Origin of the sequence: Chryseobacterium carnipullorum (assembly GCF_900142785.1) — a bacterium.
GTDB lineage: Bacteria > Bacteroidota > Bacteroidia > Flavobacteriales > Weeksellaceae > Chryseobacterium > Chryseobacterium carnipullorum.
In genome coordinates, this window is sequence record NZ_FRCD01000020.1 from 32,991 (window position 1) to 59,032 (window position 26,042).

At 36.3% G+C, this 26,042-nt stretch carries 30 protein-coding genes; 18 read left to right on the forward strand and 12 right to left on the reverse strand.

Annotated elements, in window-relative coordinates:
• Positions 1-3: 3 nt before the first annotated feature.
• The 10 genes from BUC06_RS19615 to BUC06_RS19660 are packed head-to-tail and all read right to left on the reverse strand — an operon-like array spanning position 4 to position 6,077.
• Entirely contained in the window at positions 4-462 is a 459-nt protein-coding gene (locus BUC06_RS19615; RefSeq protein ID WP_073335696.1) for a hypothetical protein, read from the reverse strand.
• A 9-nt stretch (positions 463-471) separates the two neighbouring features.
• Positions 472-1,047 (reverse strand): DUF6705 family protein, encoded by a 576-nt coding sequence (locus BUC06_RS19620; RefSeq protein ID WP_073335697.1) that lies wholly within the window; start codon positions 1,045-1,047, stop codon positions 472-474.
• A gap of 39 nt (positions 1,048-1,086) precedes the next feature.
• Positions 1,087-1,671 carry a DUF6705 family protein gene (locus BUC06_RS19625; protein ID WP_073335698.1) on the reverse strand — a complete coding sequence of 195 codons (585 nt, stop codon included), beginning with the start codon at positions 1,669-1,671 and terminating at the stop codon, positions 1,087-1,089.
• A 34-nt stretch (positions 1,672-1,705) separates the two neighbouring features.
• A complete protein-coding gene (locus BUC06_RS19630; RefSeq protein ID WP_073335699.1) occupies positions 1,706-2,065 on the reverse strand; it encodes a hypothetical protein in 360 nt (119 codons plus the stop codon).
• Positions 2,049-2,285, reverse strand: coding sequence for a hypothetical protein (locus BUC06_RS19635; RefSeq protein WP_073335700.1), 237 nt, complete (start codon positions 2,283-2,285; stop codon positions 2,049-2,051). The genes BUC06_RS19630 and BUC06_RS19635 overlap by 17 nt, the downstream gene beginning before the upstream one ends.
• A 39-nt stretch (positions 2,286-2,324) precedes the next feature.
• Positions 2,325-2,906, reverse strand: coding sequence for a DUF6705 family protein (locus BUC06_RS19640; RefSeq protein ID WP_073335701.1), 582 nt, complete (start codon positions 2,904-2,906; stop codon positions 2,325-2,327).
• A gap of 39 nt (positions 2,907-2,945) precedes the next feature.
• Entirely contained in the window at positions 2,946-3,530 is a 585-nt protein-coding gene (locus BUC06_RS19645) for a DUF6705 family protein (RefSeq protein ID WP_073335702.1), read from the reverse strand.
• A 39-nt stretch (positions 3,531-3,569) separates the two neighbouring features.
• A complete protein-coding gene (locus tag BUC06_RS19650) occupies positions 3,570-4,148 on the reverse strand; it encodes a DUF6705 family protein (protein WP_073335703.1) in 579 nt (192 codons plus the stop codon).
• A gap of 39 nt (positions 4,149-4,187) precedes the next feature.
• On the reverse strand, positions 4,188-4,772 hold the full coding sequence (locus tag BUC06_RS19655; RefSeq protein ID WP_073335704.1) for a DUF6705 family protein: 585 nt from the start codon (positions 4,770-4,772) through the stop codon (positions 4,188-4,190).
• A gap of 18 nt (positions 4,773-4,790) precedes the next feature.
• Positions 4,791-6,077, reverse strand: coding sequence for a hypothetical protein (locus BUC06_RS19660; RefSeq protein WP_073335706.1), 1,287 nt, complete (start codon positions 6,075-6,077; stop codon positions 4,791-4,793).
• Positions 6,078-6,337: 260 nt separating this feature from the next.
• On the opposite strand from BUC06_RS19660, the gene BUC06_RS19665 reads away from it, so the two are divergent.
• Positions 6,338-6,718, forward strand: a complete 381-nt coding sequence (locus BUC06_RS19665; protein WP_073335708.1) for a helix-turn-helix domain-containing protein — start codon at positions 6,338-6,340, stop codon at positions 6,716-6,718.
• 170 nt (positions 6,719-6,888) lie between these two features.
• Here BUC06_RS19665 and BUC06_RS19670 read toward each other — a convergent pair whose 3' ends face one another.
• Positions 6,889-9,801 (reverse strand): M16 family metallopeptidase, encoded by a 2,913-nt coding sequence (locus tag BUC06_RS19670; protein WP_073335710.1) that lies wholly within the window; start codon positions 9,799-9,801, stop codon positions 6,889-6,891.
• Between the two features lie 253 nt (positions 9,802-10,054).
• Between BUC06_RS19670 and BUC06_RS19675 the strand changes: the two genes are divergently transcribed.
• From BUC06_RS19675 to BUC06_RS19755, 17 genes are all read left to right on the forward strand, one after another.
• The gene (locus BUC06_RS19675; RefSeq protein ID WP_073335712.1) at positions 10,055-10,459 is read left to right on the forward strand and encodes a flexirubin biosynthesis protein DarG; all 405 of its coding nucleotides are present in this window, start codon (positions 10,055-10,057) and stop codon (positions 10,457-10,459) included.
• Positions 10,460-10,526: 67 nt separating this feature from the next.
• Entirely contained in the window at positions 10,527-11,522 is a 996-nt protein-coding gene (locus BUC06_RS19680; RefSeq protein ID WP_073335714.1) for a BtrH-related acyltransferase DarH, read from the forward strand.
• Position 11,523: 1 nt separating this feature from the next.
• Positions 11,524-12,282 (forward strand): ABC transporter ATP-binding protein, encoded by a 759-nt coding sequence (locus tag BUC06_RS19685; RefSeq protein WP_073335716.1) that lies wholly within the window; start codon positions 11,524-11,526, stop codon positions 12,280-12,282.
• The gene (locus BUC06_RS19690) at positions 12,269-13,537 is read left to right on the forward strand and encodes an ABC transporter permease (RefSeq protein WP_073335718.1); all 1,269 of its coding nucleotides are present in this window, start codon (positions 12,269-12,271) and stop codon (positions 13,535-13,537) included. Before BUC06_RS19685 ends, BUC06_RS19690 begins: the two co-directional genes overlap by 14 nt.
• Positions 13,527-13,952, forward strand: a complete 426-nt coding sequence (locus tag BUC06_RS19695) for an acyl-CoA thioesterase (RefSeq protein ID WP_073335720.1) — start codon at positions 13,527-13,529, stop codon at positions 13,950-13,952. The genes BUC06_RS19690 and BUC06_RS19695 overlap by 11 nt, the downstream gene beginning before the upstream one ends.
• Positions 13,952-15,085, forward strand: a complete 1,134-nt coding sequence (locus BUC06_RS19700; RefSeq protein ID WP_073335722.1) for a beta-ketoacyl synthase N-terminal-like domain-containing protein — start codon at positions 13,952-13,954, stop codon at positions 15,083-15,085. Before BUC06_RS19695 ends, BUC06_RS19700 begins: the two co-directional genes overlap by 1 nt.
• A 10-nt stretch (positions 15,086-15,095) precedes the next feature.
• Positions 15,096-15,635, forward strand: coding sequence for a 3-oxoacyl-ACP synthase (locus BUC06_RS19705; protein WP_073335826.1), 540 nt, complete (start codon positions 15,096-15,098; stop codon positions 15,633-15,635).
• Positions 15,636-15,720: 85 nt separating this feature from the next.
• Entirely contained in the window at positions 15,721-15,978 is a 258-nt protein-coding gene (locus tag BUC06_RS19710; protein WP_073335724.1) for a phosphopantetheine-binding protein, read from the forward strand.
• Between the two features lie 87 nt (positions 15,979-16,065).
• Positions 16,066-17,265, forward strand: a complete 1,200-nt coding sequence (locus BUC06_RS19715; RefSeq protein WP_073335726.1) for a beta-ketoacyl-[acyl-carrier-protein] synthase family protein — start codon at positions 16,066-16,068, stop codon at positions 17,263-17,265.
• A complete protein-coding gene (locus tag BUC06_RS19720) occupies positions 17,262-18,326 on the forward strand; it encodes a beta-ketoacyl synthase N-terminal-like domain-containing protein (protein WP_073335728.1) in 1,065 nt (354 codons plus the stop codon). Before BUC06_RS19715 ends, BUC06_RS19720 begins: the two co-directional genes overlap by 4 nt.
• Before the next feature lie 58 nt (positions 18,327-18,384).
• Positions 18,385-19,140 (forward strand): polysaccharide deacetylase family protein, encoded by a 756-nt coding sequence (locus BUC06_RS19725; RefSeq protein ID WP_073335730.1) that lies wholly within the window; start codon positions 18,385-18,387, stop codon positions 19,138-19,140.
• Positions 19,133-19,759: a flexirubin biosynthesis/transport protein LolA2 gene (locus BUC06_RS19730; RefSeq protein WP_073335732.1), complete on the forward strand. Its 627-nt coding sequence runs from the start codon at positions 19,133-19,135 to the stop codon at positions 19,757-19,759. The genes BUC06_RS19725 and BUC06_RS19730 overlap by 8 nt, the downstream gene beginning before the upstream one ends.
• Positions 19,725-20,366, forward strand: coding sequence for a flexirubin biosynthesis protein LolB2 (locus BUC06_RS19735; protein ID WP_073335734.1), 642 nt, complete (start codon positions 19,725-19,727; stop codon positions 20,364-20,366). The genes BUC06_RS19730 and BUC06_RS19735 overlap by 35 nt, the downstream gene beginning before the upstream one ends.
• Position 20,367: 1 nt before the next feature.
• Positions 20,368-20,970, forward strand: coding sequence for an outer membrane beta-barrel protein (locus tag BUC06_RS19740; protein WP_073335736.1), 603 nt, complete (start codon positions 20,368-20,370; stop codon positions 20,968-20,970).
• Between the two features lie 4 nt (positions 20,971-20,974).
• Complete coding sequence (locus BUC06_RS19745) at positions 20,975-21,346, forward strand: ApeI family dehydratase (protein WP_083564140.1); 372 nt, start codon at positions 20,975-20,977, stop codon at positions 21,344-21,346.
• A gap of 4 nt (positions 21,347-21,350) precedes the next feature.
• Entirely contained in the window at positions 21,351-21,827 is a 477-nt protein-coding gene (locus BUC06_RS19750; protein WP_073335738.1) for a hypothetical protein, read from the forward strand.
• Between the two features lie 4 nt (positions 21,828-21,831).
• Positions 21,832-23,004: a DUF2062 domain-containing protein gene (locus BUC06_RS19755; RefSeq protein ID WP_073335740.1), complete on the forward strand. Its 1,173-nt coding sequence runs from the start codon at positions 21,832-21,834 to the stop codon at positions 23,002-23,004.
• 209 nt (positions 23,005-23,213) lie between these two features.
• Here the strand turns inward: BUC06_RS19755 and BUC06_RS19760 are convergent, their stop codons facing one another.
• Complete coding sequence (locus tag BUC06_RS19760; RefSeq protein ID WP_073335742.1) at positions 23,214-25,886, reverse strand: T9SS-dependent M36 family metallopeptidase; 2,673 nt, start codon at positions 25,884-25,886, stop codon at positions 23,214-23,216.
• Positions 25,887-26,042: the final 156 nt, after the last annotated feature.

A 26,042-nucleotide genomic window follows, 5' to 3' on the forward strand; every position in this document is an offset into this window, starting at 1 on the left:
GGTTTATCTATAATCTATTAAATCTTCCATTTTAAGCCCCGCAGCCATTACAATCAACTTGGTAGCATACCAAAAATCTTTTTGAAATGCACTCCTCTGAGATTTACTGTTTAATCCTGAAGCATAATATTTTTTTTTATTTCCAAAATCATCATTTAAAGTTATTGTTGTGAAAGATCCATCCATTAAATTATTCTTCACTGAAATTGTATCATTTTTAATCCTTAGAATTGCATTACAGATTTTATCCAATCTTTTCTTCGAGATTTTTGAACTATATCCTATATTTTTGTTTTTCTTTACAAAAACTATGATTTCATTTCTTTTGAAGGCTTCGAACGAAATATCAACCTTCTTTCCAATTATAATTGCGTTTGAATGTTGAAATTTCACATAAACATCCTGAGAAAATAAAGATTGGGAGAAGAGTAAAAAGACAAATACAAATAATATTTTACGCATAATTAGAGTTTATTGTTTTGTTAATACAATATCTTTAGGAAAATTAATAGGGAAATCATTACCCTGTATTACAGAATTGTAATACGGGCAAGTATCATCTATAGTGCTTGGGTTGTAGATCAAATGTAAGCTCATTTGGGTTTTGGCATTATCTAAAAATGTCACATCCAGATTCGCTGTTTTACCACATATACCAGTAACGAAATAAATTTGTTTTTGAGAAGGATTGGAAAATTTAAAATTAATTCCTTTAAATTGAGGTTTTTGGTTATCAAAATTAGCAATTCTATCAATGGAAACTATTCCGTTTGCTTCTATGACTTTTCTTTCTCCTAAAATTCGATCTTGATAAATCCCTTCTCCGTTAGTTCCTACAAAATATTTTACCTTTTTAAATTGAATATAGAGAGTTTTGCCCATCCAATTTCCTTTCCATAATCCTACATAAAGATCTAATTCTCCATTTAAATCTTTAAAGTATGAGTTATTGGGTGCATCTGCTCCATTTGCATTTAGAGAGTATACTTGTTGGGAAAATAACAATGAGCTTAGTAATATTGTTATTATTGAAAATATCTTTTTCATAATTGCGTTATCCTAAAACCTCCAAAAAGGAGGTTAATTTTACTGTTTCGTTAGCACTATATCTTTAGGAAAATTAATAGGGAAATCATTACCCTGTATTACAGAATTGTAATACGGGCAAGTATCATCTATAGTGCTTGGATTGTAGATCAAATGTAAGCTCATTTGGGTTTGGGCATTATCTAAAAAAGTAACATCCAGATTAGCTGTTTTACCACACATATTTTTCGGTGCAAAATAAAATTGTTTTTGGGATGGATTAGAAAATTTTGGAGCAACACCATAAAACTCAGAATATTGTTCATCAAAAGTAGAAATCTTATCAATTTCAATTGAACCATTTGAGCTGATAATTTTTCGTTCACCTACAATTCTATCCCTATAAATAAAATGAGGGCTATTGGGCTTTCCTAAAGGATATTTTACTTTTTTAAATTGTATATAAATAGTTTTTCCATCCCAATTTCCTTTCCATAATCCTATATATGGATTGAGTTCGCTGTTTAAATCTTTGAGATATGACCCCTGTGGTATATTCAATCTGTCTTCGTAATTTAGAGGGTATTCTTGTCCATATATTATAATTGATAAAAATATCGATAGTGAAATTATTATATTTTTCATAATTTTATTAAAGCCTCTCTTCAGAGGCTTTACATTATTGCTTTGTTAATACAATATCTTTAGGAAAATTAATAGGGAAATCATTGCCCTGTATTACAGAATTGTAATACGGACAAGTATCATCTATAGTGCTTGGATTGTAGATCAAATGTAAGCTCATTTGGGTTTTAGCAGCATTTAAAAATGTTACATCTAGATTTGCAGTTTTACCGCACATATTGTCAGGCGCAAAATAAAGCTGGGGAGATTGCGAAGAATCAAATTTTTTATGTATTCCGCTAAATTCGTGAAATTGATTATTATCAAAATTAGTTATTTTATCTACTTCAATAATGCTATTAGTATTAACTATTTTTCTTTCTCCTAAAATCATATCCTTATATTCCTTTTCCATTTATACCAAGAAAATATTTTTGTTTTTTTAATTCAAGAAATACTATTTTTCCATTCCAATTTCCCTTCCATAATCCAATATATGGATTTAATTCTCCATTTAAATCTTTAAAGTATGAGTTATTGGGCGCATCTGCTCCATTTGCATTTAGAGAGTATACTTGTTGGGAAAATAACAATGAGCTTAGTAATATTGTTATTATTGAAAATATCTTTTTCATAATTGCGTTATCCTAAAACCTCCAAAAAGGAGGTTCATTTTACTGTTTCGTTAGCACTATATCTTTAGGAAAATTAATAGGGAAATCATTACCCTGTATTACAGAATTGTAATACGGGCAAGTATCATCTATAGTGCTTGGATTGTAGATCAAATGTAAGCTCATTTGGGTTTTGGCATTATCTAAAAAAGTAACATCCAGATTAGCTGTTTTACCGCACATATTTTTCGGTACAAAATAAAATTGTTTTTGCGATGGATTATTAAACTTTGAGGAAATGCCTCTAAATTCAGGTAATTGTTCATCAAAATTAGAAATTCTGTCTATTTCAACTGCGCCACTTGAATTAATAATTTTTCTTTCTCCTAAAATTTTATCAATATAAATTCCATCATTAGGATTAGTTCCTAAATAATATTTTATTTTTCTTAAATCCAGATATATTGTTTTATCATTCCAATTACCTTTCCACAGCCCAATATAATGATTAAGTTCACCATCCATATCTTTAAAATAGGCTCCATTTGGTAAATCACTTTTCCCTTCTGTATGTAAAGGATAAACCTGAGAATATATTGATACTGATATGAATGATAATAATATTAAGAATATGTTTTTCATAATTACGTTATCCTAAAACCTCCAAAAAGGAGGTTTATTTTACTGTTTCGTTAGCACTATATCTTTAGGAAAATTAATAGGGAAATCATTACCCTGTATTACAGAATTGTAATACGGGCAAGTATCATCTATAGTGCTTGGATTGTAGATCAAATGTAAACTCATCTGTGTTTTGGCAGCATCTAAAAATGTTATATCCAGATTGGCTGTTTTACCACACATATTTTTCGGTACAAAATAAAATTGTTTTTGGGATGGATTAGAGTATTTAGCATTAACCCCACTGAATTCATGATATTGGTTGCTATCAAAATTAGAAATCCTATCTATCAAAATACTTCCATCTGCATTAATTATTTTTCGTTCACCTAATATTTTATCTTGATAAACACCGTTGGTAGGAGTTGTTCCTAAATAATATTTAGCTTTTTTTAATTCTATATAAATTATCTTTCCATTCCAATTTCCTTTCCATAATCCTATATAAGGGTTGAGTTCTCCGTCTAAATCTTTAAAATATGATCCTCTAGGTGCATCCTCAACATGAATGTTTAAAGGATATATCTGTTGTGAATAAAAAATTGAGGATGATAATGCTATCAGTAATAAAAATATGTTTTTCATAATTGCGTTATCCTAAAACCTCCAAAAAGGAGGTTCATTTTACTGTTTCGTTAGCACGATATCTTTAGGGAAATTTATTGGAAAATCATTACCCTGTATTACAGAATTGTAATACGGACAAGTATCATCTATAGTGCTTGGATTGTAGATCAAATGTAAGCTCATTTGGGTTTTAGCAGCATTTAAAAATGTTACATCCAGATTAGCTGTTTTACCGCACATATTGTCAGGCGCAAAATAAAGCTGGGGAGATTGTGAAGAATCAAATTTTTTATGTATTCCGCTAAATTCGTGAAATTGATTATTATCAAAATACGTAATTTTATCGATTTCTATAACACCATTAGAATTAATTATTTTTCTTTCTCCATATAATCTGTCTTTGTAATAAGAGTGACTACCAGTTGAAGCAGTTTTAATTTTTCTAAACTCCAGATATACTATTTTTCCATTCCAATTTCCTTTCCATAATCCTATATAAGGGTTGAGTTCTCCGTCTAAATCTTTAAAATATGATCCTCTAGGTGCATCCTCAACATGAATGTTTAAAGGATATATCTGTTGTGAATAAAAAATTGAGGATGATAATGCTATCAGTAATAAAAATATGTTTTTCATAATTGCGTTATCCTAAAACCTCCAAAAAGGAGGTTTATTTTATTGTTTTGTTAGCACTATATCTTTAGGAAAATTAATAGGGAAATCATTACCCTGTATTACAGAATTGTAATACGGGCAAGTATCATCTATAGTGCTTGGATTGTAGATCAAATGTAAGCTCATTTGGGTTTGGGCATTATCTAAAAAAGTAACATCCAGATTAGCTGTTTTACCACATATACCAGTAACGAAATAAATTTGCTTTTGGGATGGATTGGAGAATTTAAAGTTAATTCCATCATATTCATGATATGGATTGTTATCAAAAGTTGAAATTTTATCTATCTCAACAGCACCATTAGAATTAATAATTTTCCTTTCACCCACTATTCTATCATAATAGATATAATGGACATCTGATAATTTTCCAGAAAGGTATTTTATTTTTCTAAACTCTAGATATACTATTTTCCCATTCCAATTTCCTTTCCATAAACCAACATAAGGGTTCAGTTCATTATTCAAATCTTTAAAATACGAACCACTTGGTAAATCAATTTTTCCTTCAGTATATAATGGATAGATTTGTTGTGAATAAATTAAATTTGATATTAATATCAATAGTAAGAATATATTTTTCATTGTTTTATTTTATTTAAGTTAAGGACAAGGTATTGGGTTCGCTAATGAATTTCCATTTAATGAAATTTGTGAGCTTTTACCATTACTATCTATAGAATACATTTTCGCTCCATTTATATTCATTTTGTCTCTCATAAATTTCAGAAAATTTTTCTGATAAAATTCAGGTGATTGATTAGCTTTTGCTAAATCGTAATCATTAACATATTTCTTATTTAACTCAGTATCAATCGTATTCTGATCAAATATAGACAAACTGGCAACATCTATACCATCACCTCTTAATTGATAAACGGTACCATCTGGGTTTACAACGTTCATAAACACATTTTCCTGAGGAATACCATTATTATTAGCATTAATAAGGAGTTTAATGAAAGTATTAATGTCATCGGGAGAGAATATAGGAATTAATCTTTCATGATGACTGTGCATATATCCGTACGTTGTATTAAAGAATTTAAAATCTATAGTGTTTGATCCTACCACATTACTTAATTGCTGATATTGTGTAGCCGTTTGTCCAGGTGGAGGGTTATTTACTCTAAAACCATATTCAAAAGACTCTCCCGTTTTTGTTTTTAAATAATCAACCTTCGCTTTGTAAGTGGCATCATTATTCTGAATTTTTAGCTTAGCACAAGGCGTTTGAGGTTGCGATTGAGTACCACCACCTCCGGGATAAGGATACGTAGGTCCTTGAGGATTAGGATTTGAAGGTCCATCTCCGCCTTGCATTTCATCACATTTAGTAATATATCCCGTTACCTCCCAATGACCAGAACCATTGGGTTCATTTTCATTATCAGGATACCACATTTCTACCACAGTAACAGAACACAATTTTAATCTTCCCGCCATAGAGCTTTGTTCTCTGGTTTGTTCTACAGGTTTTCTTTTTTTTGCAGTGGTATATCCCTGGAAGAACTTAAGATGTTCCTTATTATTATCATAGACAAATGTTATCTGATCACCATATCTGGGAACTTCTATGCACGCAACAATGTCTTTTCCGTTGGCAACAGGAACTACTAAAAAGCTTTCATCGGTATAGCCCATGGTCATAGCATAATCCCATAGAGGTATTCCATTTACTTTCTTGATTTGAGCTTCATTTTCATGATAGACCTTCATTACATTTTTTATGTAGGTTTCATCTTCTTTCCACAGACTTTTACTGGTGTATTCTTTAGAATAAATCAGAGGGGGATCAGAGGATGAAATCACATCATCATGGACGCAGGAATGAAGCACAAAACCCAGAACTACCATCATCGATAGCCATAGCATAATTTTTTTTCTCATAAGCGTGTTTTTTTTAGTGAGCTAAATATAAATATTTTTTATTACTCCACAAATATGTGAAATAAAATCCAAAGTCAATACCTCTTTTCAGGGTATTTCTGCCCTATTTTCGATGCATGTTAACAATATTATACAAACACTTTTTTATCACGATCATTTTTCATTTTTCACAGTCGCCATATTGAAAATTTTCATTATTTATTAAAGGTTGACAATCACAAAAAAAAATTATATTTGTTCATTATTAAAAAAAACTTCCGATGAACAAAACTATTGGCAAAAGAATAAGAAACTTCAGAGAAGCTAAAGGCTTTTCTCAGGAGGAACTCGCAGAAAGGCTAAAAATTTCACGTTCTGCCTATCAGCGGCTGGAAAATGGCGAAACCAATTCCTGGATCAATCATATAGAAAGTATCTGTACCTCATTGGAAGTAAATTTGGATGATATTTTAAAACCTGAAGAAGGATTTGTTCAGGTTAATAATAACAATGAATCTTCTAATGATAATGGAAGTGGTGTAATTCAGAACCAAACGATCAACTATAATCTTTCAGACAAACTCATCGAACAATACGAAGAAAGGCTAAAACAAAAAGATGAAGAAATTAAATTTCTAAAAAGCCTTATAGAAAAAAAATAACAATATTAGGTAGATCAGACTTATTCTGCCGAAGTATTCAAAAACCGAAAATTCTCCCAATCTAAAACTCCTTCACCTTAAATACAGGGAAACAGGAAGAAAAAAAATAAATCCAGAAAACAAAAAGCGGAGCATTGCTGCTCCGCTTACAAAATTGGTATTATCAAAGTTTAGTACCCGAAGATCTCTTCAAGAGATACCTCCTGGAATGTTCCCATTTTATTGATAGATTCCATATTCAGGTTTTCTTTTTTACCGATGATGGCCGTGTTGTATTTTACCGGCTTTACCTCAGTATCATAGAAACTGGTAAGTTGAGGCAAAGTTAATCCCTGAATTTCAGAATAAACATCTTTTCTGATATCATAGTCAACCCCTAGTTTTTTAAGCGCCATTTGGCTAAAGAAAATATTCGTTCTGTTAATTCTGTTTGAAGCAATCTGCTTCAGCGCAGAACCTCTTGAGTTCTCAAACTGTGCCGGAATCTGCGGAAGAGATGCCATAAGGTCACTCATCGCATTAACTGCCAAAGGAAGCTTATTAGCCTGAGTTCCGATATAGTTCGTGATATAATTGGCATGCCCTTTTTCGGTAGCATTCGCGTAAGAAACATAAGCAGAATAAGCCAGTGACTTACTTTCTCTGATCTCCTGGAATACGATAGAAGACAAACCTCTTCCGAAATACTCATTGAAAACATTCGCTTTTCCGAAGTTGCTTACATTCACTTCATTTCCTTTCGCTACTTTAGACATTTCCATCTGAACCATGTCGTAGTTTGTAAAGTATACTTTTCCTTCTGCTGCAGGCTCCTGATATTCTTTAGCTGTTGCAGGCTGAAGGCTCGCTGTTGCAATATAAGGTTTCACCGCTTTCTCCAGACCTGACTGATCCTGTCCGTAAAGCAAAACTTCATAAGGTGATTGGTTCAGCGCTTTGATCTTTTTGGTCAATTCTGCCACATCGATGCTTTCAAGACGCTCTTTAGAAACAACATCTGCCATTCTGGAATTTTTTCCATATTTAGCATAGTTCGTCAAAGCATTCATGATTCTTGTCTTATCTTTTTTAGCAGCATCTCTGGACTCCAGAATCGTCTTCACTGTCTTGCTATAAATGTCTTTATCCGCTTTTACATTGGTCAGCCAATGATTCATCAGCTCTACGCCTTTCTTCATATTACTTTCCAATCCGCTTAATGTAATAAAGATCTGGTCATTGGACGTCCTGAAACTGTAAGTGATTCCTAATTTATAGAACTCCCCTTTCAGCTGCTCAGGAGTATATTTATCGGTCCCAAGATATTCGAAAAGGGTTACTGCTATTGAAAGTTCTTTATCATTATCTGTTCCGAAAGGGAAAATATAACTGATTTGAGCCACATCATTATACTTGTTCTTTACAAAGCTTATTTTTTTATCTTTGATTTGGAAAGTCTGGATTGCAGTCTTATAATCGATAAATTCCGGCTTGCTTTCAGATACTTTTGCCGCTAAAATATCTTTAAGGAATGGGGATTGAGCATCTCTGTTCAGCTTGATCGGAGTAATTCCGGGATTCTGTACACGAACCAGTTTATCATTCACTCCTTTTTCCTTGTAAACGACCACATAATTATCTTTGAAAAATTCATTTGCAAATTTTACAACATCTGCCTTCGTTATTTTTTCATATTGGTTAATATCATCAAGCTCCTGCTCCCAGCTTATTCCGTTGATGTAGGTGCTGTAAAGATTAGTGGCAAGACCGTCTGCCGTCTCCCAGGTCTTCATACGCTGCACCTTCTTGTCATTAACGATTGCTTTCAGCATCCAATCCGGGAACTGACCTTTTTTCACTAAATCCAGCTGATCTAATAACAGCTTTTTAGCATCATCAAAACTCTGCCCGTCTTTCGGAGTTACAGACATTGCAAAAGCACCATATGTTTTGAAAGGGGATTCATAAGCTCCTGCACTTTGTACTTTCTGCTTCTGATTAATGTTGAGATCAATAAGACCGGCATCACCTCTGTTGCTTAAAATTTCTGCCACCACATCAGCCAACCTCGCGTTCTGAGTTCCATTAGAGTCCGATCTCCAGGCCATCGTCATTCTCGGTGTACTTGGACTTTTTACCGTTCTTGTCACAATGCTTTCCATCGGCTGCTCAGATACCATCTTTTTCATCGGCAGCTCTTTGTATTTGAAAGTTCCAAAATACTGATCTACCATTTTAATGGTCTTATCAAAATCCAGATCTCCTACCAAAACAACAGCCATATTATTAGGCACATAGTACGTATCAAAATATTTATGAATAGCAACCATTGATGGACTCTTCAGGTGTTCTGAAGTTCCTATTGTTGTCTGCTGTCCGTTCGGATGTTTTGGGAAAAGGGCCTCCATCATCGCATAGTTGACAAGACGTCCGTCATTATCCTGAGCTCTGTTGTATTCTTCATATACCGCCTCCAATTCTGTGTGGAAAAGACGTAATACCAATTCTGAAAAACGTTCTTTTTCTACTTTAAGCCATTTTTCAAGCTCATTGGAAGGAATGTTGTTTTTATAAACCGTTTCATCTAACCATGTGTGGGCATTTGTTCCTGTTGCTCCTAATGAAGAAATCGCTTTGTCATATTCATTGGCAATGGCATATTTGGACGCTTCCTGAGAAACCTCATCTATTTTTTTATAGAGTAATTTTTTCTTTTCAGGATCCTTTTCAGCTTTGTGCTGCTCATAAAGGTCAGAGATCTGCTGCAAAAGTACTTTTTCCTTTGCCCAGTCCTGAGTTCCCAAATGAGAAGTTCCCTTGAAAACCATATGTTCCAGGTAGTGAGCTAAACCGGTATTATCACCCGGATCATTATTTGATCCCGTTCTTACCGGAATATAGGTCTGAATTCTTGGCGCATCATCATTTTTAGCCAGATACACTTTCAATCCGTTTTTCAGGGTATAAACTCTCACCCCGGTTTGATCATTTTTCACGGTTTCATAGGTATACCCCTGGCTGTCCGTCACCTTCTGAGTATCAAACTTCTGTGCCATTGCGTGCAACATGCAGAAAAGCGATACAGAAATAAAAAATTTCTTCATAAGTCTTATTTATTTAATCCAAATTTCTAAGAGTTCTATTAGTCTCCATTTACAGCACACTTGTTACAGCAAATTCATTACAAATCTGAGATTAAGATTTTCGGCTTAAAAATTGAATTTACACTCTGACAATACCGATCCGGGTCATTGGGATTTAATATGATTTACATATAATGTATTTTCACTATTTTAGCCAACTCATTAAAAAGGTGATGCATTTTTCATCTTAAAGTAAAAGAATAATACGGTTTACATGAAAAAACAAGACCTGCCTCAGGATGAAAGCAATCTGAAGTCAGCAAACATGACCGAAGTCTTGTATGTGACGGACGAAAACGACAATTATACGACTGCCAACAGCATAGGCTGGGAAGCTAAAAAAGCAGCATTGGAAGAATCTCTGGAGCTTATTCATGAAAGAATTGAAGAGGCCAGAAAGGAGGTTGCCAATAACACGGTAAGTCCCATTATTTATTTCATGGAACTTAATAAAATGGATTTGGGGGTTCTTTCTTCTTATGTCGGAATGTGGCAGTGGAGAGTGAAAAGACATACCAAACCCAAAGTATTCAAAACACTAAGCGAAACCGTACTGAAAAAATATGCCGATGCATTCGGAATTTCAGTGGATGAACTAAAGAACTTTGACGGAAAATAACACGGAAAATGAAGCATACACTTTATGCACAATTTCATTTCGCCAATGAAAAAGATAAAAGCAGCAAATGAAAATTAACTTTGAACACCATCAGACCGCGCATTGCGAAAACGGTGTCGCCTCCAATCTGTTACTCAATAAAGGCTTAAAACTCAGTGAACCCATGATCTTCGGGATCGGCTCCGGATTGTTTTTTGTCTATCTGCCATTTTTGAAAGTTAATTTTGCTCCAGGCTTCAGCTATCGTCCGATGCCCGGTGCTATTTTCAGTAAAGCAGCGAAAAGATTGGGCATTAAAATCAAAAGAGAAAAATTTTCCAACCCTAAAGAGGCACAGTCCGCTTTAGAGCGGAACTTAAATCAGAATATCCCGACAGGACTTCAGGTGGGCGTTTTCAACCTTACCTATTTTCCTGAAGAATATAAATTCCACTTCAATGCCCACAACCTTGTGGTATATGGAAAGGAAGACGGAAAATTCCTGATCAGCGATCCGGTAATGGATTATACAACGTCACTATCCGAGGCCGAGCTGGAAAAAGTAAGATATGCTAAAGGTGCACTTCCGCCAAAAGGACATATGTACTACCCTACTTACATCCCTGAAGAAGTAAACATTGAAGAAGCCATCAAAAAAGGAATCAAGGATACCTGTAAAAATATGCTTGCTCCCGTTCCGCTTATTGGTGTAAAAGCCATGAGATGGGTCGCCAAAAGCATCCCGAAATGGGCTGCAAAGAAAGGCACCAAAGTCACCAATCACTATCTTGGTCAATTGATCAGAATGCAGGAAGAGATTGGGACGGGAGGAGGTGGTTTCAGATTTATTTATGGAGCATTTCTTCAGGAAGCAGCAGTCATTCTCAAAAATGATGAATTAAAGGAATTATCCAAAGAAATCACCGCCATTGGTGATCTGTGGAGAGATTTTGCCGTAGATATTGCCCGTGTTTACAAAAACAGGAATTCAAAAAGTGATATCTACAACAACCTTTCAAAATCTATGCTTCACATTGCTGATCTGGAAGAAGCTTTCTATAAAAAACTGAGAAAAGCGATCTGATATGGCAGAGAATATGATTGAGATTAAAAATCTTTATAAAAAATATAAAAACTCCGAAGAGTTTTCTGTCAATGACATCTCGCTGAATATTGAGAAAAATGAGATCTATGGAATTCTGGGGCCCAATGGCGCCGGAAAAACCACTTTGATTTCCATGCTTTCAGGATTGATAAAACCTACTTCCGGACAATTTACCATCAATGGATTCTCACCCCAGAAGGACAATTTTAAAATCAAACAGATTATCGGAATCGTTCCACAGGAATACGCGCTTTATCCTACCCTTACTGCCAAAGAAAACCTGATGTTTTATGGAAGTCTGTACGGCTTAAAGCATAAGGATCTTAAAAGAACCATCGATGAATCTTTAGAGACGATGGGACTTTCAAAATTTGCAGATAAAAAAGTAGAACAGTTCTCCGGAGGAATGAAACGCCGCTGCAACCTTATCGCAGGAACACTTCACACTCCTAAAGTATTATTTCTTGATGAACCTACTGTAGGTGTTGATGTTCAGTCTAAAAAAGTAATCATCGATTTCTTACAGGAACTGAATAAAAACGGAACGTGTATTATTTATACCTCCCATCACCTTTCCGAGGCAGAAGAATTCTGTACCAAGATCGCTATTATCGACAGAGGAAGAATTCATGCCGTAGGAACACCTGAAGAACTGGTGTCACAGATTACCCACGCTGAAAACCTGGAAGACGTTTTCATTTCATTAACAGGAAAAGAATTAAGAGATGTTGTTGTATAAACTTTGGAGAAGCTTCGTGAAGGAAATCCTTCTTCTGAAGAGAGATATTGGAGGAATAGTCATTATTTTCGTTATGCCGTTGCTGCTTATTGTAACGATTACCTTAATTCAGGATTCTACCTTCAAAAATCTGGAAGGTTCAAAAATCCCGATTATTTTTATTGATAATGACAAGTCTGAGGTATCAAAAAACATAAAAAAAGAACTGGAAACCAGCAAAACATTCCAGTTACTAACGAATTACACGGAACAATCAGCGCAGAATGCCGTATTTTCCGGAGATTACCAGATGGCCATCGTCATTCCAGAAAATTTAACAAAAGATTTAAATTTAAATATTGATTCCAAAGTTCAGACGATCGTAAGTTCATTTGGCCTGGAAGGTGATTCTGCCGTGGTAAAAAAAACCGCACCAAAGGCGAAAGACATTCATCTGTATTTTGACCCTGCTACTAATGCGGGATTCAAAAATTCAGTCATGAATTCAGTGAATAAAATGGTTTTTGAGATCGAAAACAAAAAGATCTATAAAGCATTTCAGGATCAGCTCGGAACTGAAGAAAATCTGGAGGAAAATAAAAGCCTGATCAGTTTCAAAGAGATCACCCCTAAAAAAGGAATCATAGATGTCATGCCGAATTCCGTTCAGCACAACGTTCCTGCATGGACTCTTTTTGCGATCTTTTTTATTGTAGTTCCTTTATCAATCAACCTGGTTAAGGAAAAAAGTCAGGGCACCAGCGTAAGAGCAAGGATCAGTCCTACTCCTTATTTTGTCCATATATTAGGGAAGACATTCACTTATCTGATCATCTGTATCATTCAGTTTTTACTCATGGTGGCAGTGGGAATCTATCTTTTCCCATATATGGATCTGCCTGCTTTCGATGTTTCAGGAAAAATGTTCCAGCTTATTGTGGTGACTTTGTTTTCCGGATTGGCAGCTATAGGATTTGGTGTTTTACTGGGAACTATTGCAGATACTCAGGAACAGTCAGCCCCTTTTGGAGCTACTTCAGTCGTGGTTTTGGCCGCTATCGGAGGAATATGGGTTCCTGTATTTTTAATGCCGGAATTTATGCAGACCGTGGCCAAGTTTTCCCCGATGAACTGGGGACTGAACGCCTACTACGATATTATTTTAAGAAACAGTGGTATTGGAGGTATTGCGAAAGAACTTGCATTCCTGTTCTTATTCTACATTGCCATGGTATCTATTTCTATTTTTTACGAACAAAAACAAAATGCAGTCTAAAGAAAACATATTAACCTGTACGGAAGAAGTAAGGGTAAGGTTCAATGAAACAGATCCGCTGGGTATCGTCTGGCACGGACATTATATCGTGTATTTCGAAGACGGAAGAGAAGCTTTCGGAAGAGAGCACGGCCTTACTTATCTTGATATTCAGAGAGAAGGCTATGTGACACCTATTGTGAAAAGCACCTGTGAACATTTCCTTCCGTTAAAATATGGAGAAACGTTCAGGATTGTTACGACTTTTGTGAATTCCGTATCGGCAAAACTCATCTATACCTACGAACTGTTCAATCAGGAGGATAAACTTGTATGCAGTGGTGAAACCATCCAGGTTTTCTTAGACAGTAGCGGAAGCTTGTGCCTGTATAATCCTGATTTTTTTCAGGCATGGAAAGATAAAATGGGATTGTGATGAAGAAAGAAATTTATATTACAGACTACCACTGCGTCACTCCTTTAGGGTTTGATGTAACTTCTAACTGGAATCATCTGGTAGAAGGAACATCAGGCGTGGGTCTGCATCAGGTGATAGAAAATCAGGAAGCTTTTTATGCTTCCATTATTGATACCGAAAAGCTTGAAGAAGAATTTAAAAACAATTTTGATAGTCAAAATTTTACAAGACTGGAAAAAATGTTTCTTCTCAGTCTTAAACCTCTTATAGAAAAGCATGAAATTTCGGAAGAAACCGCTTTCATATTATCTACCACCAAAGGAAACATCAGCTTGTTAAAAAACCAGACCGAATTGCCTGAAGGTGCTTATCTGTCAAATTTAGCCCAGAAGATGGCTGATCATTTTGGGTTTAAAACCAAACCCATTGTGGTTTCCAATGCCTGTGTTTCAGGTGTAATGGCCATTGCGGTTGCTAAAAATATGATCCAGGCCGGAAAATATAAAGACGCTTTTGTAATGGCCGGCGATGAGGTTTCAGAGTTTGTAATCTCAGGATTCAATTCTTTCCAGGCCATTGGAACAGAGCCCTGTAAACCTTACGACAAAAACAGGAATGGAATCAACATAGGTGAAGCAGCAGCAGCAATGTATATTACTTCTGCGTTGGATAAAAACGAAAAGTTTAGGTTTAAAATATTGGGAGACTCCGCCGTTAATGATGCCAATCATATTTCCGGACCATCCAGAACAGGAGACGGATTGTATGCCAGCATCAGAAATGCAATGACTGAAGCTCATGTAACCCCAAAGCAGGTTGATTTTATTTCTGCCCACGGAACCGCGACCCTGTATAATGACGAGATGGAAGCGATTGCTTTCAACAGGATGGAACTTCAACATGTTCCGTTAAACAGTATGAAAGGCTATTACGGCCACTGTCTCGGAGCATCAGGACTTCTGGAAAGCATTATTTCCATGGAAAGCGCCCGTCACGGACTGTTGATTCCCTCTAAAAATTTTAAAGAAATGGGAGTTTCCCAGCCTTTAAATATTATTGAAGAGAACCAGCCGGCATCGGTTCAATATATTTTAAAAACAGCTTCAGGATTCGGAGGATGCAATGCAGCGATAGTTTTGGAAAAATATTAAAATGAAAGTGATGAAAAAAACCGACACCTGTACCATAGAACACTCAAAAATAACTGTTAACGGAAATCCTGTTTTTGAGAGCCAGACAGAGACATTTCATGACTTTGCGAAAGAAGCCTATAAAAGCTTAGAACTTAATTATCCCAAGTTTCACAAGATGGATCATCTGAGCAAGCTGGCTTTTCTTGCCGCAGATATGATTTTAAAAGAGGAAGACCACAGCAGAACAGCAGTGGTTCTGGCCAACAGATCATCAAGTCTGGATACGGATTTTAAATACCAGGAAAGCATCAACTCGGAGGAGAATTACTTCCCAAGTCCTGCCGTATTTGTTTACACGTTACCTAACATTTGTGTAGGTGAAATCAGTATTAAACATAAAATGCAAACGGAAAATGCTTTTTTTGTTCTGGATGAATTGGATGAACAATTTTTAAACGATTATGCAGAACAGATCCTGATATCCGGGAAAGCAGAAAAAGTTCTCTGTGGCTGGACAGAACTTTATCAGGAAAATTATAAAGCTTTTGTATATTTGCTAACCCTGTAAAAATGTAACAATATAACAGTGCAGCAATGTAACAATCCTAAAATTGGTAAACTGGTACATTGATACATTGGTAAATTAAATAATTATGGAAAATTTAAAAACAGAATTGAAGCACAAAATTATTGAAGTTCTTAACCTGGAAGACGTTTCTGTAGAAGAGATCAAAGATACAGATCCTTTATTCGGAGGCGGATTGGGTCTTGATTCTATCGATGCTCTTGAGCTTATTGTTCTTTTGGATAAAGATTATGGAATAAAATTAGCCGATCCTAAAAAAGGAAAGGAAATTTTCCAGTCTATCGAAATAATGGCTCAGTTCATTGAGGACAACAGAACGAAATAATGTATTCAATCTAGCAATGTATCCATCTACCAGTTTATCAATATTGTAATACTGGTAGATGGATGCATTATTACATTTTAAGATAAAATGAGTCGAAAAATTGCCATAACAGGAATGGGCATCATTTCTTCCATCGGAAATAACGTGGAGGAAAATTTTATTTCTTTACAGACCGGAAAACATGGAATTTCGGACATTGAAATGTTTGACACCCGCCATGCCGGAACAATCAAAACCGGCGAAATAAAATGGTCTAATGAAGATCTTGTACAGAAGCTTCAGCTGCCTGAAAATAATAATGTAACGAGAACTTCTTTATTAGGCATGATAGCGGCTAAAGAAGCTGTAGAATCAGCCGGAATTTCTGACATCAATGAATACAGAACCGGACTGATATCCTCTACCAGTGTAGCCGGAATGGATATCACTGAGAAGTATTTCTACACTTACGAAGACTTTCCTGAAAAGCAAAAATACATCGATGCCCACGACGCAGGAAATTCCTCACTGGCCATCGCAGACTATCTTGAACTAAAAGGTATCGTTTCTACCATCAGTACAGCCTGCTCTTCTGCAGCCAATGCTATCATGATGGGCGCTAAACTGATCAAAAACGGAATTTTAGACCGTGTAATTGTAGGCGGTACAGATTCCCTTTCAAAATTTACACTGAATGGATTCAACACGCTGATGATCCTTACAGATTCTTATAATACTCCATTTGATAACGATAGAAAAGGTCTGAATCTGGGAGAAGCAGCAGCCTTTATCGTTCTTGAATCTGATGAGGTGGTAAAAAAAGAAAACAAAAAAGTCCTGGCTTATCTTTCCGGCTACGGGAATGCGAATGATGCTCACCATCAGACTGCATCTTCAGACAATGGACAGGGAGCCTTTTTAGCGATGCAGCAGGCATTGAAAATATCAGGATTATCAAAAAATGATATCGATTATATCAACGTTCACGGAACGGCGACTCCAAATAATGATCTTTCAGAAGGAATTGCTATGATCAGAATCTTTGGCGAAGGACAGGTTCCTGAATTCAGTTCCACCAAGGCTTTTACCGGACATACACTGGCAGCGGCAGCAGGCATTGAAGCTGTTTTCTCCATCTTGGCTATGCAGCATAATGTTATTTTTCCTAATCTGAATTTTAAAACGAAAATGGCAGAATTTGATTTAACTCCGGTGACGGAGCTGAAAGAGAAAAACATTAATCATGTTCTTTCCAATTCCTTCGGATTCGGTGGAAACTGTTCTACTTTAATTTTCTCAAAATCATGAGTGCAGTATACATCAACAGTGCATCCTGCATCTCTGTACAGGACACTTTAAAAGATCATTTTTTTCAGGATCTTAAGGCAGACCCATCGGTTCAGGTCTTAAAAGCTATAGATCCGAACTATAAAGAATTCATTCCTCCTGCCATGATCAGGAGAATGTCTAAAACCGTAAAAATGAGCTCAGTAGCTTCAAATTACGCTTTAAAAGAGGCTGGAATTGAAAAACCGGACGCCATTATTGTAGGAACCGGAATGGGATGTTCACAGGATTCTGAAAAGTTTCTGAAAAATGTCATCGACAATAATGAAGAATTTCTGACGCCAACATTTTTTATCCAGTCTACTCACAATACGGTTGCCGGACAGATTGCTTTGGGACTTCAATGTCATGCATACAATTTCACGTATGTCAATACCTCTTCATCTCTGGAATTTTCGTTTCTGGATGCTCAACTTCAGATCAACGACGGAGAGGCTGAAAATGTTCTTGTAGGCGCTGCAGATGAGCAAACTAACAGAACAATGGAATTATACCGTCTTAACAATACCATCAAAAAAGAAGAGGATCTTCCCGCTGATTATTTACATTCGGAGACGGACGGGGTGATCTGGGGTGAAGGCGCGGCCTTCTTTGTTTTAGGAAAAGACAAGACTGAAAATTCTTACGCTCAACTTAAAGATATTCAAATCATTAACCGATTGAACACTGAAGAAATAAACTCATGTATTGAAAGCTTTTTAGCCAAAAATAAGGTAAAGAAAGAAGATATTGATGCGGTTATTTTAGGTTTCAGTGGCGATGCAAAATCTGATGTGTATTATACAAAAGCAATGGATTTGTTTCAAAATTCAGCATTGCTTTTTTACAAACATCTGAGTGGAGAGTTTAATACCGCGAGTGGTTTTTCAACCTTTATGGCTTGTCATATTTTAAAAGAACAACAGATTCCGGACGTCATGATGATCAATGCCACGAAAAAAGAGGAGATACGATCTATTCTTATTTACAATCATCTGGCTGGAAGCGATCACAGTCTGGTATTATTGGAACGGGCTTTGTAAACAGCAAAGATCTTTTTGAGACAGGGAGAAAAATAAGGACAATTTAAAATAACAGAAGATGAAACATTACCCGTTTATTCTATTTTATCTTTTCTGCAATGTATTCATTTATGCGTTTCATGGAACTTTCTGGGTGTATCTGGTCTGTTTATTTGCATTTTCTGTTCTGGTAGTATGGGGTTCATTTGATATTACGTTGGGGTATTTTGTGAATAGCATGACTCACAAAAGAACCAAAATGAATGAAGTTGCCCTAACCTTTGATGATGGACCCACTGAGTTTACCCCCCGATTTTTAGATTTACTTAAAGAACATCAGATCAAAGCTACCTTTTTCTGTATCGGGAAACAGATTGAGCAATATCCGGAAACCTTTCAAAGAATTATTGCTGAAGGTCATACCATTGGTAATCACACATTTTCACATTCAAACAATACCGGATTTTTATCTGCTGTCAAAATGATTTCCGAGATTGAGAAGTGTGATGAAATCATGTTCCGTGTGGGCCACCTTAAAACAGATTTATACCGTCCTCCTTTTGGGGTTACCAATCCAAATATCGCCAAAGCCATTAGAAAAACCCACAAAACAAGCATCGGCTGGAATGTCCGCTCACTGGATACGGTGACAGACGATGAAAATAAGATTTACAAAAGAGTTACCAGTAACCTTAAAAAAGGAAGTATTATTCTTCTCCATGATACCTCTGAAAAGACTTATAACGTTTTGGTCGATTTATTGTTATTTTTGAAGGACAAAAAATATTCGACGTTTACCGTCAATTCAATTACAAAATCAAATAAAAATGATTAAAAATATTGCTTTCGGAGCATTTTTATTAATTTCCGGGTTCATTTCTGCACAGATGACAGCCATGTCCGGAGCAGAAGCTAAAGCATTTGTGACGAAAGTATCTTCTGAAACTCAGGAGATCAAAACCCTTCAGAGCGATTTTACCCAGACCAAAAAAATGGATTTTCTGGATAAGAATATCGTTACGTACGGTAAGATGTCACTAAAATCGCCTAATATGCTGAGCTGGAAGTACACCAAACCTTACCAGTACAGCATTGTTTTTAAAGACAGTAAAATTTTCATTAATGACCAGGGCAAAAAGTCTTCTGTAGACGCGAAGAGTAAAACGTTTGAGAAGATCAATAAGCTGATCGTAGGAAGTTCAAACGGGAAAATGTTCAGTGACCCGGAATTTACCGTTACCTATTTTAAAAACGGAAACTTCAATGTGGCCAAATTCATTCCGAAATCGGCTCAATTACTGAAATACATCAAACAGATCGAGTTACATTTCCCTAAAAACCAATCTACGGTTTCGCAGGTGAATATGACGGAAGCTTCAGGAGATACGACCAATATTGTTTTCAAAAATACCAAAATCAATGCAGCGATTGCAGCTTCAGAATTTAATTTATAGCCTGGTTATTCTACTGTTTGTTTCCTGTAAAAGCTACAAGCTTACAGATGCAAAACCAGTTCAAAGCACGGAAAAGACGGTTGAAAATCTATATTTTTCATCAGGCGAAGATTATGTTTATAAATGTCAGATGGATATTTATAAAAATCATGTAAGTGGTATTCTGATCATCAAAAAACTGAATGAAACAACCCACCGTGTGGCTATGACTTCAGATTTTGGAAATAAATTGATTGATTTCGAGATTTCTGAAAATGATTTTAAACTGAATTATGTACTTCCGGATCTGGACAAAAAAATCGTTATTAATTTTCTAAGAAATGACTTTCGTGAATTGTTGAAAAGATCATATCCTGTGAGTGAATCTTTTGAAAATGATCAGTCGAAAATCTATCTGTCTAAAGCGGATAACAAGGCTTATTATCTGTTCTTCAGTAAAGAAAACAGATTGTTGAAGAACATCATTTACACCAAAAACACTAAGGAAAAAATTGATTTCAGTTTTGAGGCAAAAAAACATATCTTCGCGGACAGCTTAAACCTCCGGCATAAGGATTTTAAGATCAATATAAAACTATTTCAAATAACCGAAACCGAACAGAATTAACATGAAAAAACTTCTATTTTTAGCAATTGCTTTAATTTCAAGCCTTTCTTTTGCCCAGGTAACTTTTAATCCCGGCATACGAGTGGGCGCCAATATTGCTCATTTTTCGGATGGTCCTGTTCACGACTATTGGTATTACATTGATAATCAAAACTATTATCATAGCGGAAGCAATACGTATGATATCAAATCAAAAATTGATTTTTATATTGGTTTTCAGGCGAATATCCGATTTGCTAAATTCTATGCTCTTCAACCGGAAATTTACTATACCCGTCAGGGAGCCAAATATGAAAGTCAAAACCCAGCGGTAGCTTCTAAAACGGTGAGCCTTTCTTATATAGGAGGAGCGGTAGTGAATAAATTTTATTTCGATAAATTCAATATTCATTTTGGTCCGACTTTGGAACTTCTTACCGATCATAAAAATATTGAATCTCCAACAGATGCTGATTTAGGGTTATTATTTGGAGCAGGATATGATATTACCAAAAATTTTGGAGTAGAAGCCAGAATTAAAAAGGGCTTTGTATATATTAATGGCGACCATACGAATGTAACATTTCAAACGGGAGTTTATTATACCTTTAACATGAAAAAATAATTTTATGCAGACTATTCTTACAGACTTTTATACTTTAGAATCATACGAAAAAGCAGAAACCGGAAATTATACCGCTTATATTCATCTGAATAAAGACCATGCGATTTTTAAAGGTCATTTTCCCGGAAATCCTGTAACACCAGGGGTTTGTATGATGCAGATCGTAAAAGAACTGACAGAAGAATTTACGGGTTCAAAATTATTTTTAAAAACAGCATCAAATGTAAAATTCATGGCGATCATCAATCCATTTGAGACTCCGGACCTGAAACTCCAACTGGATATTACTGAAAATGAAGAAGATGTTAAAGTAAAAAACATCACTTCTTTTGGCGAGACTATTGCATTAAAAATGTCTGTAAGCTATAAAAAATAACATCATGAAACTTCTCTTATCTCTTGTAACGGCTTTTATTTTCTTTTTCCAGACGGACATTGAAGCGTTAAGAAACAGCTATGCTAAAGCTAATCTTTCCAATGCCAATACGGAAGCGTTCATCAATCTTGCAGAAAAGCAATCGGGTTCTGATGCCGTAACCAACGGTTACAAAGCAGCGGCACAGATTATGGAGGCCAAGATTACCAAAAAGAACAGAAAAGCGCTTGTGAAAACAGGAGCAACAAGTCTTGAAAGCATTATTAAAAGTAATCCCAATACTATAGAACTTCGCGTAATCAGGCTGAGTGTTCAGGAAAATATCCCGAAAATAGTGGGTTACAGAGGCAGTATCAAGGACGACAAAGCATTCCTGATGAGTAATTACAGTAAGCAAAACGCAACGTTGAAAAGCTATGTGAAAAAGTTTGTGATGCAGTCTAAATCCTTTACAGACGCAGAAAGAGCCACTATAAAATAAAACGATGACCTTTCCTGAAGTACAAAATGCCATCAACGAAAAAAAGATTTGCATTTTAATCCCTACTTACAATAATGAAAAAACTCTGAAAAGAGTCATAGACGGTGTTCTGAATTACACTGAAAACATTATTGCGGTCAATGACGGTTCAACAGATTCTACATCTCACATTTTAGCGCAGTATCCGCAGATCACCGTGATTTCCCTGCCAGAGAACAAAGGAAAGGGAAACGGGCTTAAAACAGGCTTCAGAAAGGCAAAAAAACTGGGTTATCATTATGCCATTACCATTGATTCAGACGGACAGCATTATCCGGATGACATTCCTGTATTCGTAGAGGCAATGATTCAGGAAGAAGAAGATGTACTTTTGATCGGAAACAGAAATATGTCTCAGGATGGAATTCCGAAAAAGAGCAGCTTTGGAAACAGATTTTCTAATTTCTGGTTCTGGTTTGAGACCGGAATAAAACTGGAAGACACGCAATCCGGCTACAGATTATATCCACTATTAAAAATTCCCAGGAAATATTTTACCCCGAAATTTGAATTTGAAATCGAAATCATTGTCAGGACGGCCTGGAGACATGTTCCCGTAAAAAATGTTCCCATCAAGGTTTTATATGATCCTGCAGAAAGGGTTTCTCATTTCAGACCGTTCAAAGATTTTACCAGAATCAGCATTCTGAATACTATTTTGGTAACCATCACGCTGCTTTATATTATTCCGCGAAACTTCGTGAATAATTTCAAAAAAAAAAGCTTTAAAAGATTCATAAAAGAAGATGTCCTGGAAAGTGACGGCAGCAACCGGACGAAGGCATTTTCAATCGCACTCGGTGTGTTTATCGGATTTTCACCTTTCTGGGGATTTCATACCCTGCTTGTGATTTCACTCTCCGTACTTTTTAAGCTGAATAAAGTTTTGGCCTTTGTGGCGTCCAACGTGAGTCTTCCGCCTTTTATTCCTTTTGTGATTGCGGCTTCTCTCTTTTTAGGTTCCCCATTTGTACATGGCGACAGTAATATTTTAAGCAGCGAGCTCAATTTCGAACTGATTAAAAACAATCTGCTTCAATATGTAATCGGAAGTGCTATTTTAGCGACATCGATGTCCGCTATTTGCGGAATTGCCACCTATCTTTTTCTGAATAAACTGAATCCGGAGAATGATTAGGAGATTTTAGACATCAGATATGGGACATGAGACTTTATATATTAAGTTTAGCAACAAGCAACTAAAATACAATAAAACCCAAAAACACTCTGCCCCTCAAAACGGTACCCCATACCACGTAAATCCATCCACTTTCATGTAATCCGCAACAAAAAAGCCCTGAAGCAGAGCTTCAGGACTTCCTTCTCTATACTGTTATTATTCTACTTTTATTTTGAAACAATAATTTTCTGGCTGTAATCAATGGCATTCCCCTTGATGGTCACCATATACACTCCGTTCAATAGCGTATTAACGTTTACAGTGGTCTGTTTGTTCAGATTGATTTTTTCCGAAGAAACCAATTTTCCTGTCAAGTCATACACTGAAACGGTAGTAATCCCTGAAAGATCCATTCCTGATGGCGTTTTTATCGTGAATTCAGTTTGCACCGGATTCGGATAGATGGATATTCCTTTTGAAGCAGCAGAAGCTTCGTTCACTGCCAGGGTATTACATTCAGCCGGAACGTCGAAATTTTCAACCTGGTCGCTTAAGTCCGGAGCAGGCTGATTATAATCCTGCCATATTCCAACCAAACCTCCCGGTGCTGCATTAACGCCTAACCCTCTTTTCGCAAATACCTTCCAGATCATACATTTATCTGCTCCGTTGGTTTTTGCCATGTCAGCCGCTAAGATGGCATTCCTTCCCTGTATAAAGTTCGGGTTACACTGCTGCAGTTTAAGGGCATCAACTACCAACTGAAGTACTCTTGCACTTCCGCTATTCGGATCTGCCAATACATTGCTGTTATAGCCATATTTCTCTACGTATTTCCAGTTAAGATCCCAAAGCATCGTTGCCCATACAAATCCTATACTGTGAACATCTGCTCTGGTAACCGGAATTACGGTACCATTAGTTAATCTTACATTATCGTTAACTTTCATCCCATTAGTTCTGGCATAGGTGTAATTATTAACGGTAAAATCAGGTGAATATTTCGCGGGTCTTATCCCTGCTCCATTTGTAGTTTGACTGGCTGTAAAAGTAGCCATTCCTCTGGGAACAGAAGCGTTGTCTCCCGGCTTGTTGGTTAGCATCAAGGCAAAGAAATCAGACCATCCTTCTCCCATCTGCTCATTGGAAGTTCCGTAATTTAAACAGTTGTTTCCGGTACCCGTCATACGGTTGGTGATTCCATGTCCGTATTCGTGTGCCATAACCCCATTGTCTAAGCTTCCGTCTTTATAAACGTAATTTAATTTATCGTATTTTAATGTTGCACTAATCGTTGCTCCATTGGTAATTTCAGACTGTAAGAATTGTCCTTCCGTCTTTCCAATCATTATGGTCGGAATAGTAATAGTAGCATCTGTACCACCTAAACCTACCGGAGTATCACTATTGGGGTGATATTGTATCACGCCTATAGCACCAGCATTCTGCAGATTTTTGGTTTTAACTGCAAAACCGCAAGTCGCCGCAGTTACTACCGCTATTTTACCGGTTAAGCTTCCTGCTGCTACAGCCGTACATGCATCTGCAGGCACAGAAAGTGCTAAATTTCCAGTTACAGGAGCATTTCCTTCAAGCGCAGGGCCAAACTGTGCCGTTCTGTTTATTGGAACTCTTGCCGTATAAATTGATGGCGAATTATAAAAGAGATTCTGCATCTGAGTAGGCTCAAATAAATACATCTGCATTCTGGGGGCAGATCCGTCTGCCGGTGACTGGAAGTTCGCATTATTATAAGCTCCTCCGTCTCTGGCTTCTGCCAAAACAGCATCATTGCCTGCACCGGAGCCACTGAAATTAGTGGTCTGAAAATTTCTGGCTGTTTCTGTAAATCCAAATTTATAAAATACATCATGCATTTTATTATTGACATAAAATAAATTGGTCACCGCCGCAGAAGTATAGTTCTGTGGAGGTAATGTTACATCCATAGGGAAATCAAAAGCTCTTGCCGCTCCCCCATCGGCAGAAAACTGAACCGTATTGGTATTGTTTTCATCCGTATATGCGTACGCATTATTTCCTCTGGTGTTCGTATAATGATTGGTACCATCAGAATGCCATCCTTCCGGAGAAGCTGTTAAGTCCCACGGATTATTCAGCAATGCTCTGCTTCCAAAAGAAGGAGCTTCCACAGGGAATGGCAGAACGTTATAAGAGGCATTATCAGGAGCCAAAACAAAATTTTTGTTAAGGTTGCTGTTTTCCTGCTTTACAGAAACAGGAAGTATAGAAGGTTGAATATTGAGTTCTGTTTTCGGTAATTCTGTTGGAAAGTGCTCGTGAGCGCCATCATGGAAATCACATGAAATTGTAAGATTTTCGCGGTATAGTACAGAACCGTCATCTGTGCTGATGATTAAAGTCCACAGGTTGCCTGTCCCTTTCTCTTCCAAGTCGAACTGGTATCCAAGGATCAATTCTCCGCCTTTAGAGAAGTAAACAAGTTTAGTTTTTAAAGATTCTTCTTTTCCCTGACTGTTTTTAACGGTAGTCAAGCCGTTCAGTTTCCTGGCTGCTTCTGCTACCAGAGACTCCTTATGGGCACTCTCCTTTCCTTTTATCAGGGAAGGATACGTTTTCACAAAAGTATCAGCAAAGCTCAGCACTTTATCTTCTCTTACCAAAACATTGGCAGAACTTCCAAAAACCGGAACACCATTGATGGTTTGCTGTATTCCTACCACATCACCTTTCAGACTTTTTGAAGGGTCAACATTCACAATGGTAAATGCTTTCAGCTCAGGATTTATTCTTTGAAATGTCTTTTCAGCATTAACGTAATCTTTGATCACCTGCTCATGTTTCTGAGCAGATAAAGCGCTATAACCGAAAAAAGAACAAAGCAATAAAAACTTAACACTTAGTCGAATTCTTTTCATATCTTTTACTTTGATTTAATTTACTTCCCTAGTTAGTAGCAAAAACAACAAAATGTTACATTATCGATACCAATGGGTTAATAATAATTATTTTATACCACGAAAAAGAGCATTTTACAAAACAAAATGCTCAACTTATTTCATTATTTTAAAATT

Coding starts and splice junctions, on each gene's coding strand:
- BUC06_RS19675 (WP_073335712.1), top strand. CDS start 10,055: ATGAAAAAACAAGACCTGCCTCAGGATGAAAGCAATCTGAAGTCAGCA.
- BUC06_RS19640 (WP_073335701.1), bottom strand. CDS start 2,906: ATGAAAAACATATTCTTAATATTATTATCATTCATATCAGTATCAATA.
- BUC06_RS19665 (WP_073335708.1), top strand. CDS start 6,338: ATGAACAAAACTATTGGCAAAAGAATAAGAAACTTCAGAGAAGCTAAA.
- BUC06_RS19695 (WP_073335720.1), top strand. CDS start 13,527: ATGCAGTCTAAAGAAAACATATTAACCTGTACGGAAGAAGTAAGGGTA.
- BUC06_RS19700 (WP_073335722.1), top strand. CDS start 13,952: ATGAAGAAAGAAATTTATATTACAGACTACCACTGCGTCACTCCTTTA.
- BUC06_RS19735 (WP_073335734.1), top strand. CDS start 19,725: ATGCAGCGATTGCAGCTTCAGAATTTAATTTATAGCCTGGTTATTCTA.
- BUC06_RS19740 (WP_073335736.1), top strand. CDS start 20,368: ATGAAAAAACTTCTATTTTTAGCAATTGCTTTAATTTCAAGCCTTTCT.
- BUC06_RS19650 (WP_073335703.1), bottom strand. CDS start 4,148: ATGAAAAACATATTTTTATTACTGATAGCATTATCATCCTCAATTTTT.
- BUC06_RS19705 (WP_073335826.1), top strand. CDS start 15,096: ATGAAAAAAACCGACACCTGTACCATAGAACACTCAAAAATAACTGTT.
- BUC06_RS19755 (WP_073335740.1), top strand. CDS start 21,832: ATGACCTTTCCTGAAGTACAAAATGCCATCAACGAAAAAAAGATTTGC.
- BUC06_RS19690 (WP_073335718.1), top strand. CDS start 12,269: ATGTTGTTGTATAAACTTTGGAGAAGCTTCGTGAAGGAAATCCTTCTT.
- BUC06_RS19630 (WP_073335699.1), bottom strand. CDS start 2,065: ATGGAAAAGGAATATAAGGATATGATTTTAGGAGAAAGAAAAATAGTT.
- BUC06_RS19670 (WP_073335710.1), bottom strand. CDS start 9,801: ATGAAGAAATTTTTTATTTCTGTATCGCTTTTCTGCATGTTGCACGCA.
- BUC06_RS19655 (WP_073335704.1), bottom strand. CDS start 4,772: ATGAAAAATATATTCTTACTATTGATATTAATATCAAATTTAATTTAT.
- BUC06_RS19635 (WP_073335700.1), bottom strand. CDS start 2,285: ATGAAAAAGATATTTTCAATAATAACAATATTACTAAGCTCATTGTTA.
- BUC06_RS19745 (WP_083564140.1), top strand. CDS start 20,975: ATGCAGACTATTCTTACAGACTTTTATACTTTAGAATCATACGAAAAA.
- BUC06_RS19750 (WP_073335738.1), top strand. CDS start 21,351: ATGAAACTTCTCTTATCTCTTGTAACGGCTTTTATTTTCTTTTTCCAG.
- BUC06_RS19615 (WP_073335696.1), bottom strand. CDS start 462: ATGCGTAAAATATTATTTGTATTTGTCTTTTTACTCTTCTCCCAATCT.
- BUC06_RS19660 (WP_073335706.1), bottom strand. CDS start 6,077: ATGAGAAAAAAAATTATGCTATGGCTATCGATGATGGTAGTTCTGGGT.
- BUC06_RS19715 (WP_073335726.1), top strand. CDS start 16,066: ATGAGTCGAAAAATTGCCATAACAGGAATGGGCATCATTTCTTCCATC.
- BUC06_RS19760 (WP_073335742.1), bottom strand. CDS start 25,886: ATGAAAAGAATTCGACTAAGTGTTAAGTTTTTATTGCTTTGTTCTTTT.
- BUC06_RS19720 (WP_073335728.1), top strand. CDS start 17,262: ATGAGTGCAGTATACATCAACAGTGCATCCTGCATCTCTGTACAGGAC.
- BUC06_RS19730 (WP_073335732.1), top strand. CDS start 19,133: ATGATTAAAAATATTGCTTTCGGAGCATTTTTATTAATTTCCGGGTTC.
- BUC06_RS19685 (WP_073335716.1), top strand. CDS start 11,524: ATGGCAGAGAATATGATTGAGATTAAAAATCTTTATAAAAAATATAAA.
- BUC06_RS19710 (WP_073335724.1), top strand. CDS start 15,721: ATGGAAAATTTAAAAACAGAATTGAAGCACAAAATTATTGAAGTTCTT.
- BUC06_RS19620 (WP_073335697.1), bottom strand. CDS start 1,047: ATGAAAAAGATATTTTCAATAATAACAATATTACTAAGCTCATTGTTA.
- BUC06_RS19625 (WP_073335698.1), bottom strand. CDS start 1,671: ATGAAAAATATAATAATTTCACTATCGATATTTTTATCAATTATAATA.
- BUC06_RS19725 (WP_073335730.1), top strand. CDS start 18,385: ATGAAACATTACCCGTTTATTCTATTTTATCTTTTCTGCAATGTATTC.
- BUC06_RS19680 (WP_073335714.1), top strand. CDS start 10,527: ATGAAAATTAACTTTGAACACCATCAGACCGCGCATTGCGAAAACGGT.
- BUC06_RS19645 (WP_073335702.1), bottom strand. CDS start 3,530: ATGAAAAACATATTTTTATTACTGATAGCATTATCATCCTCAATTTTT.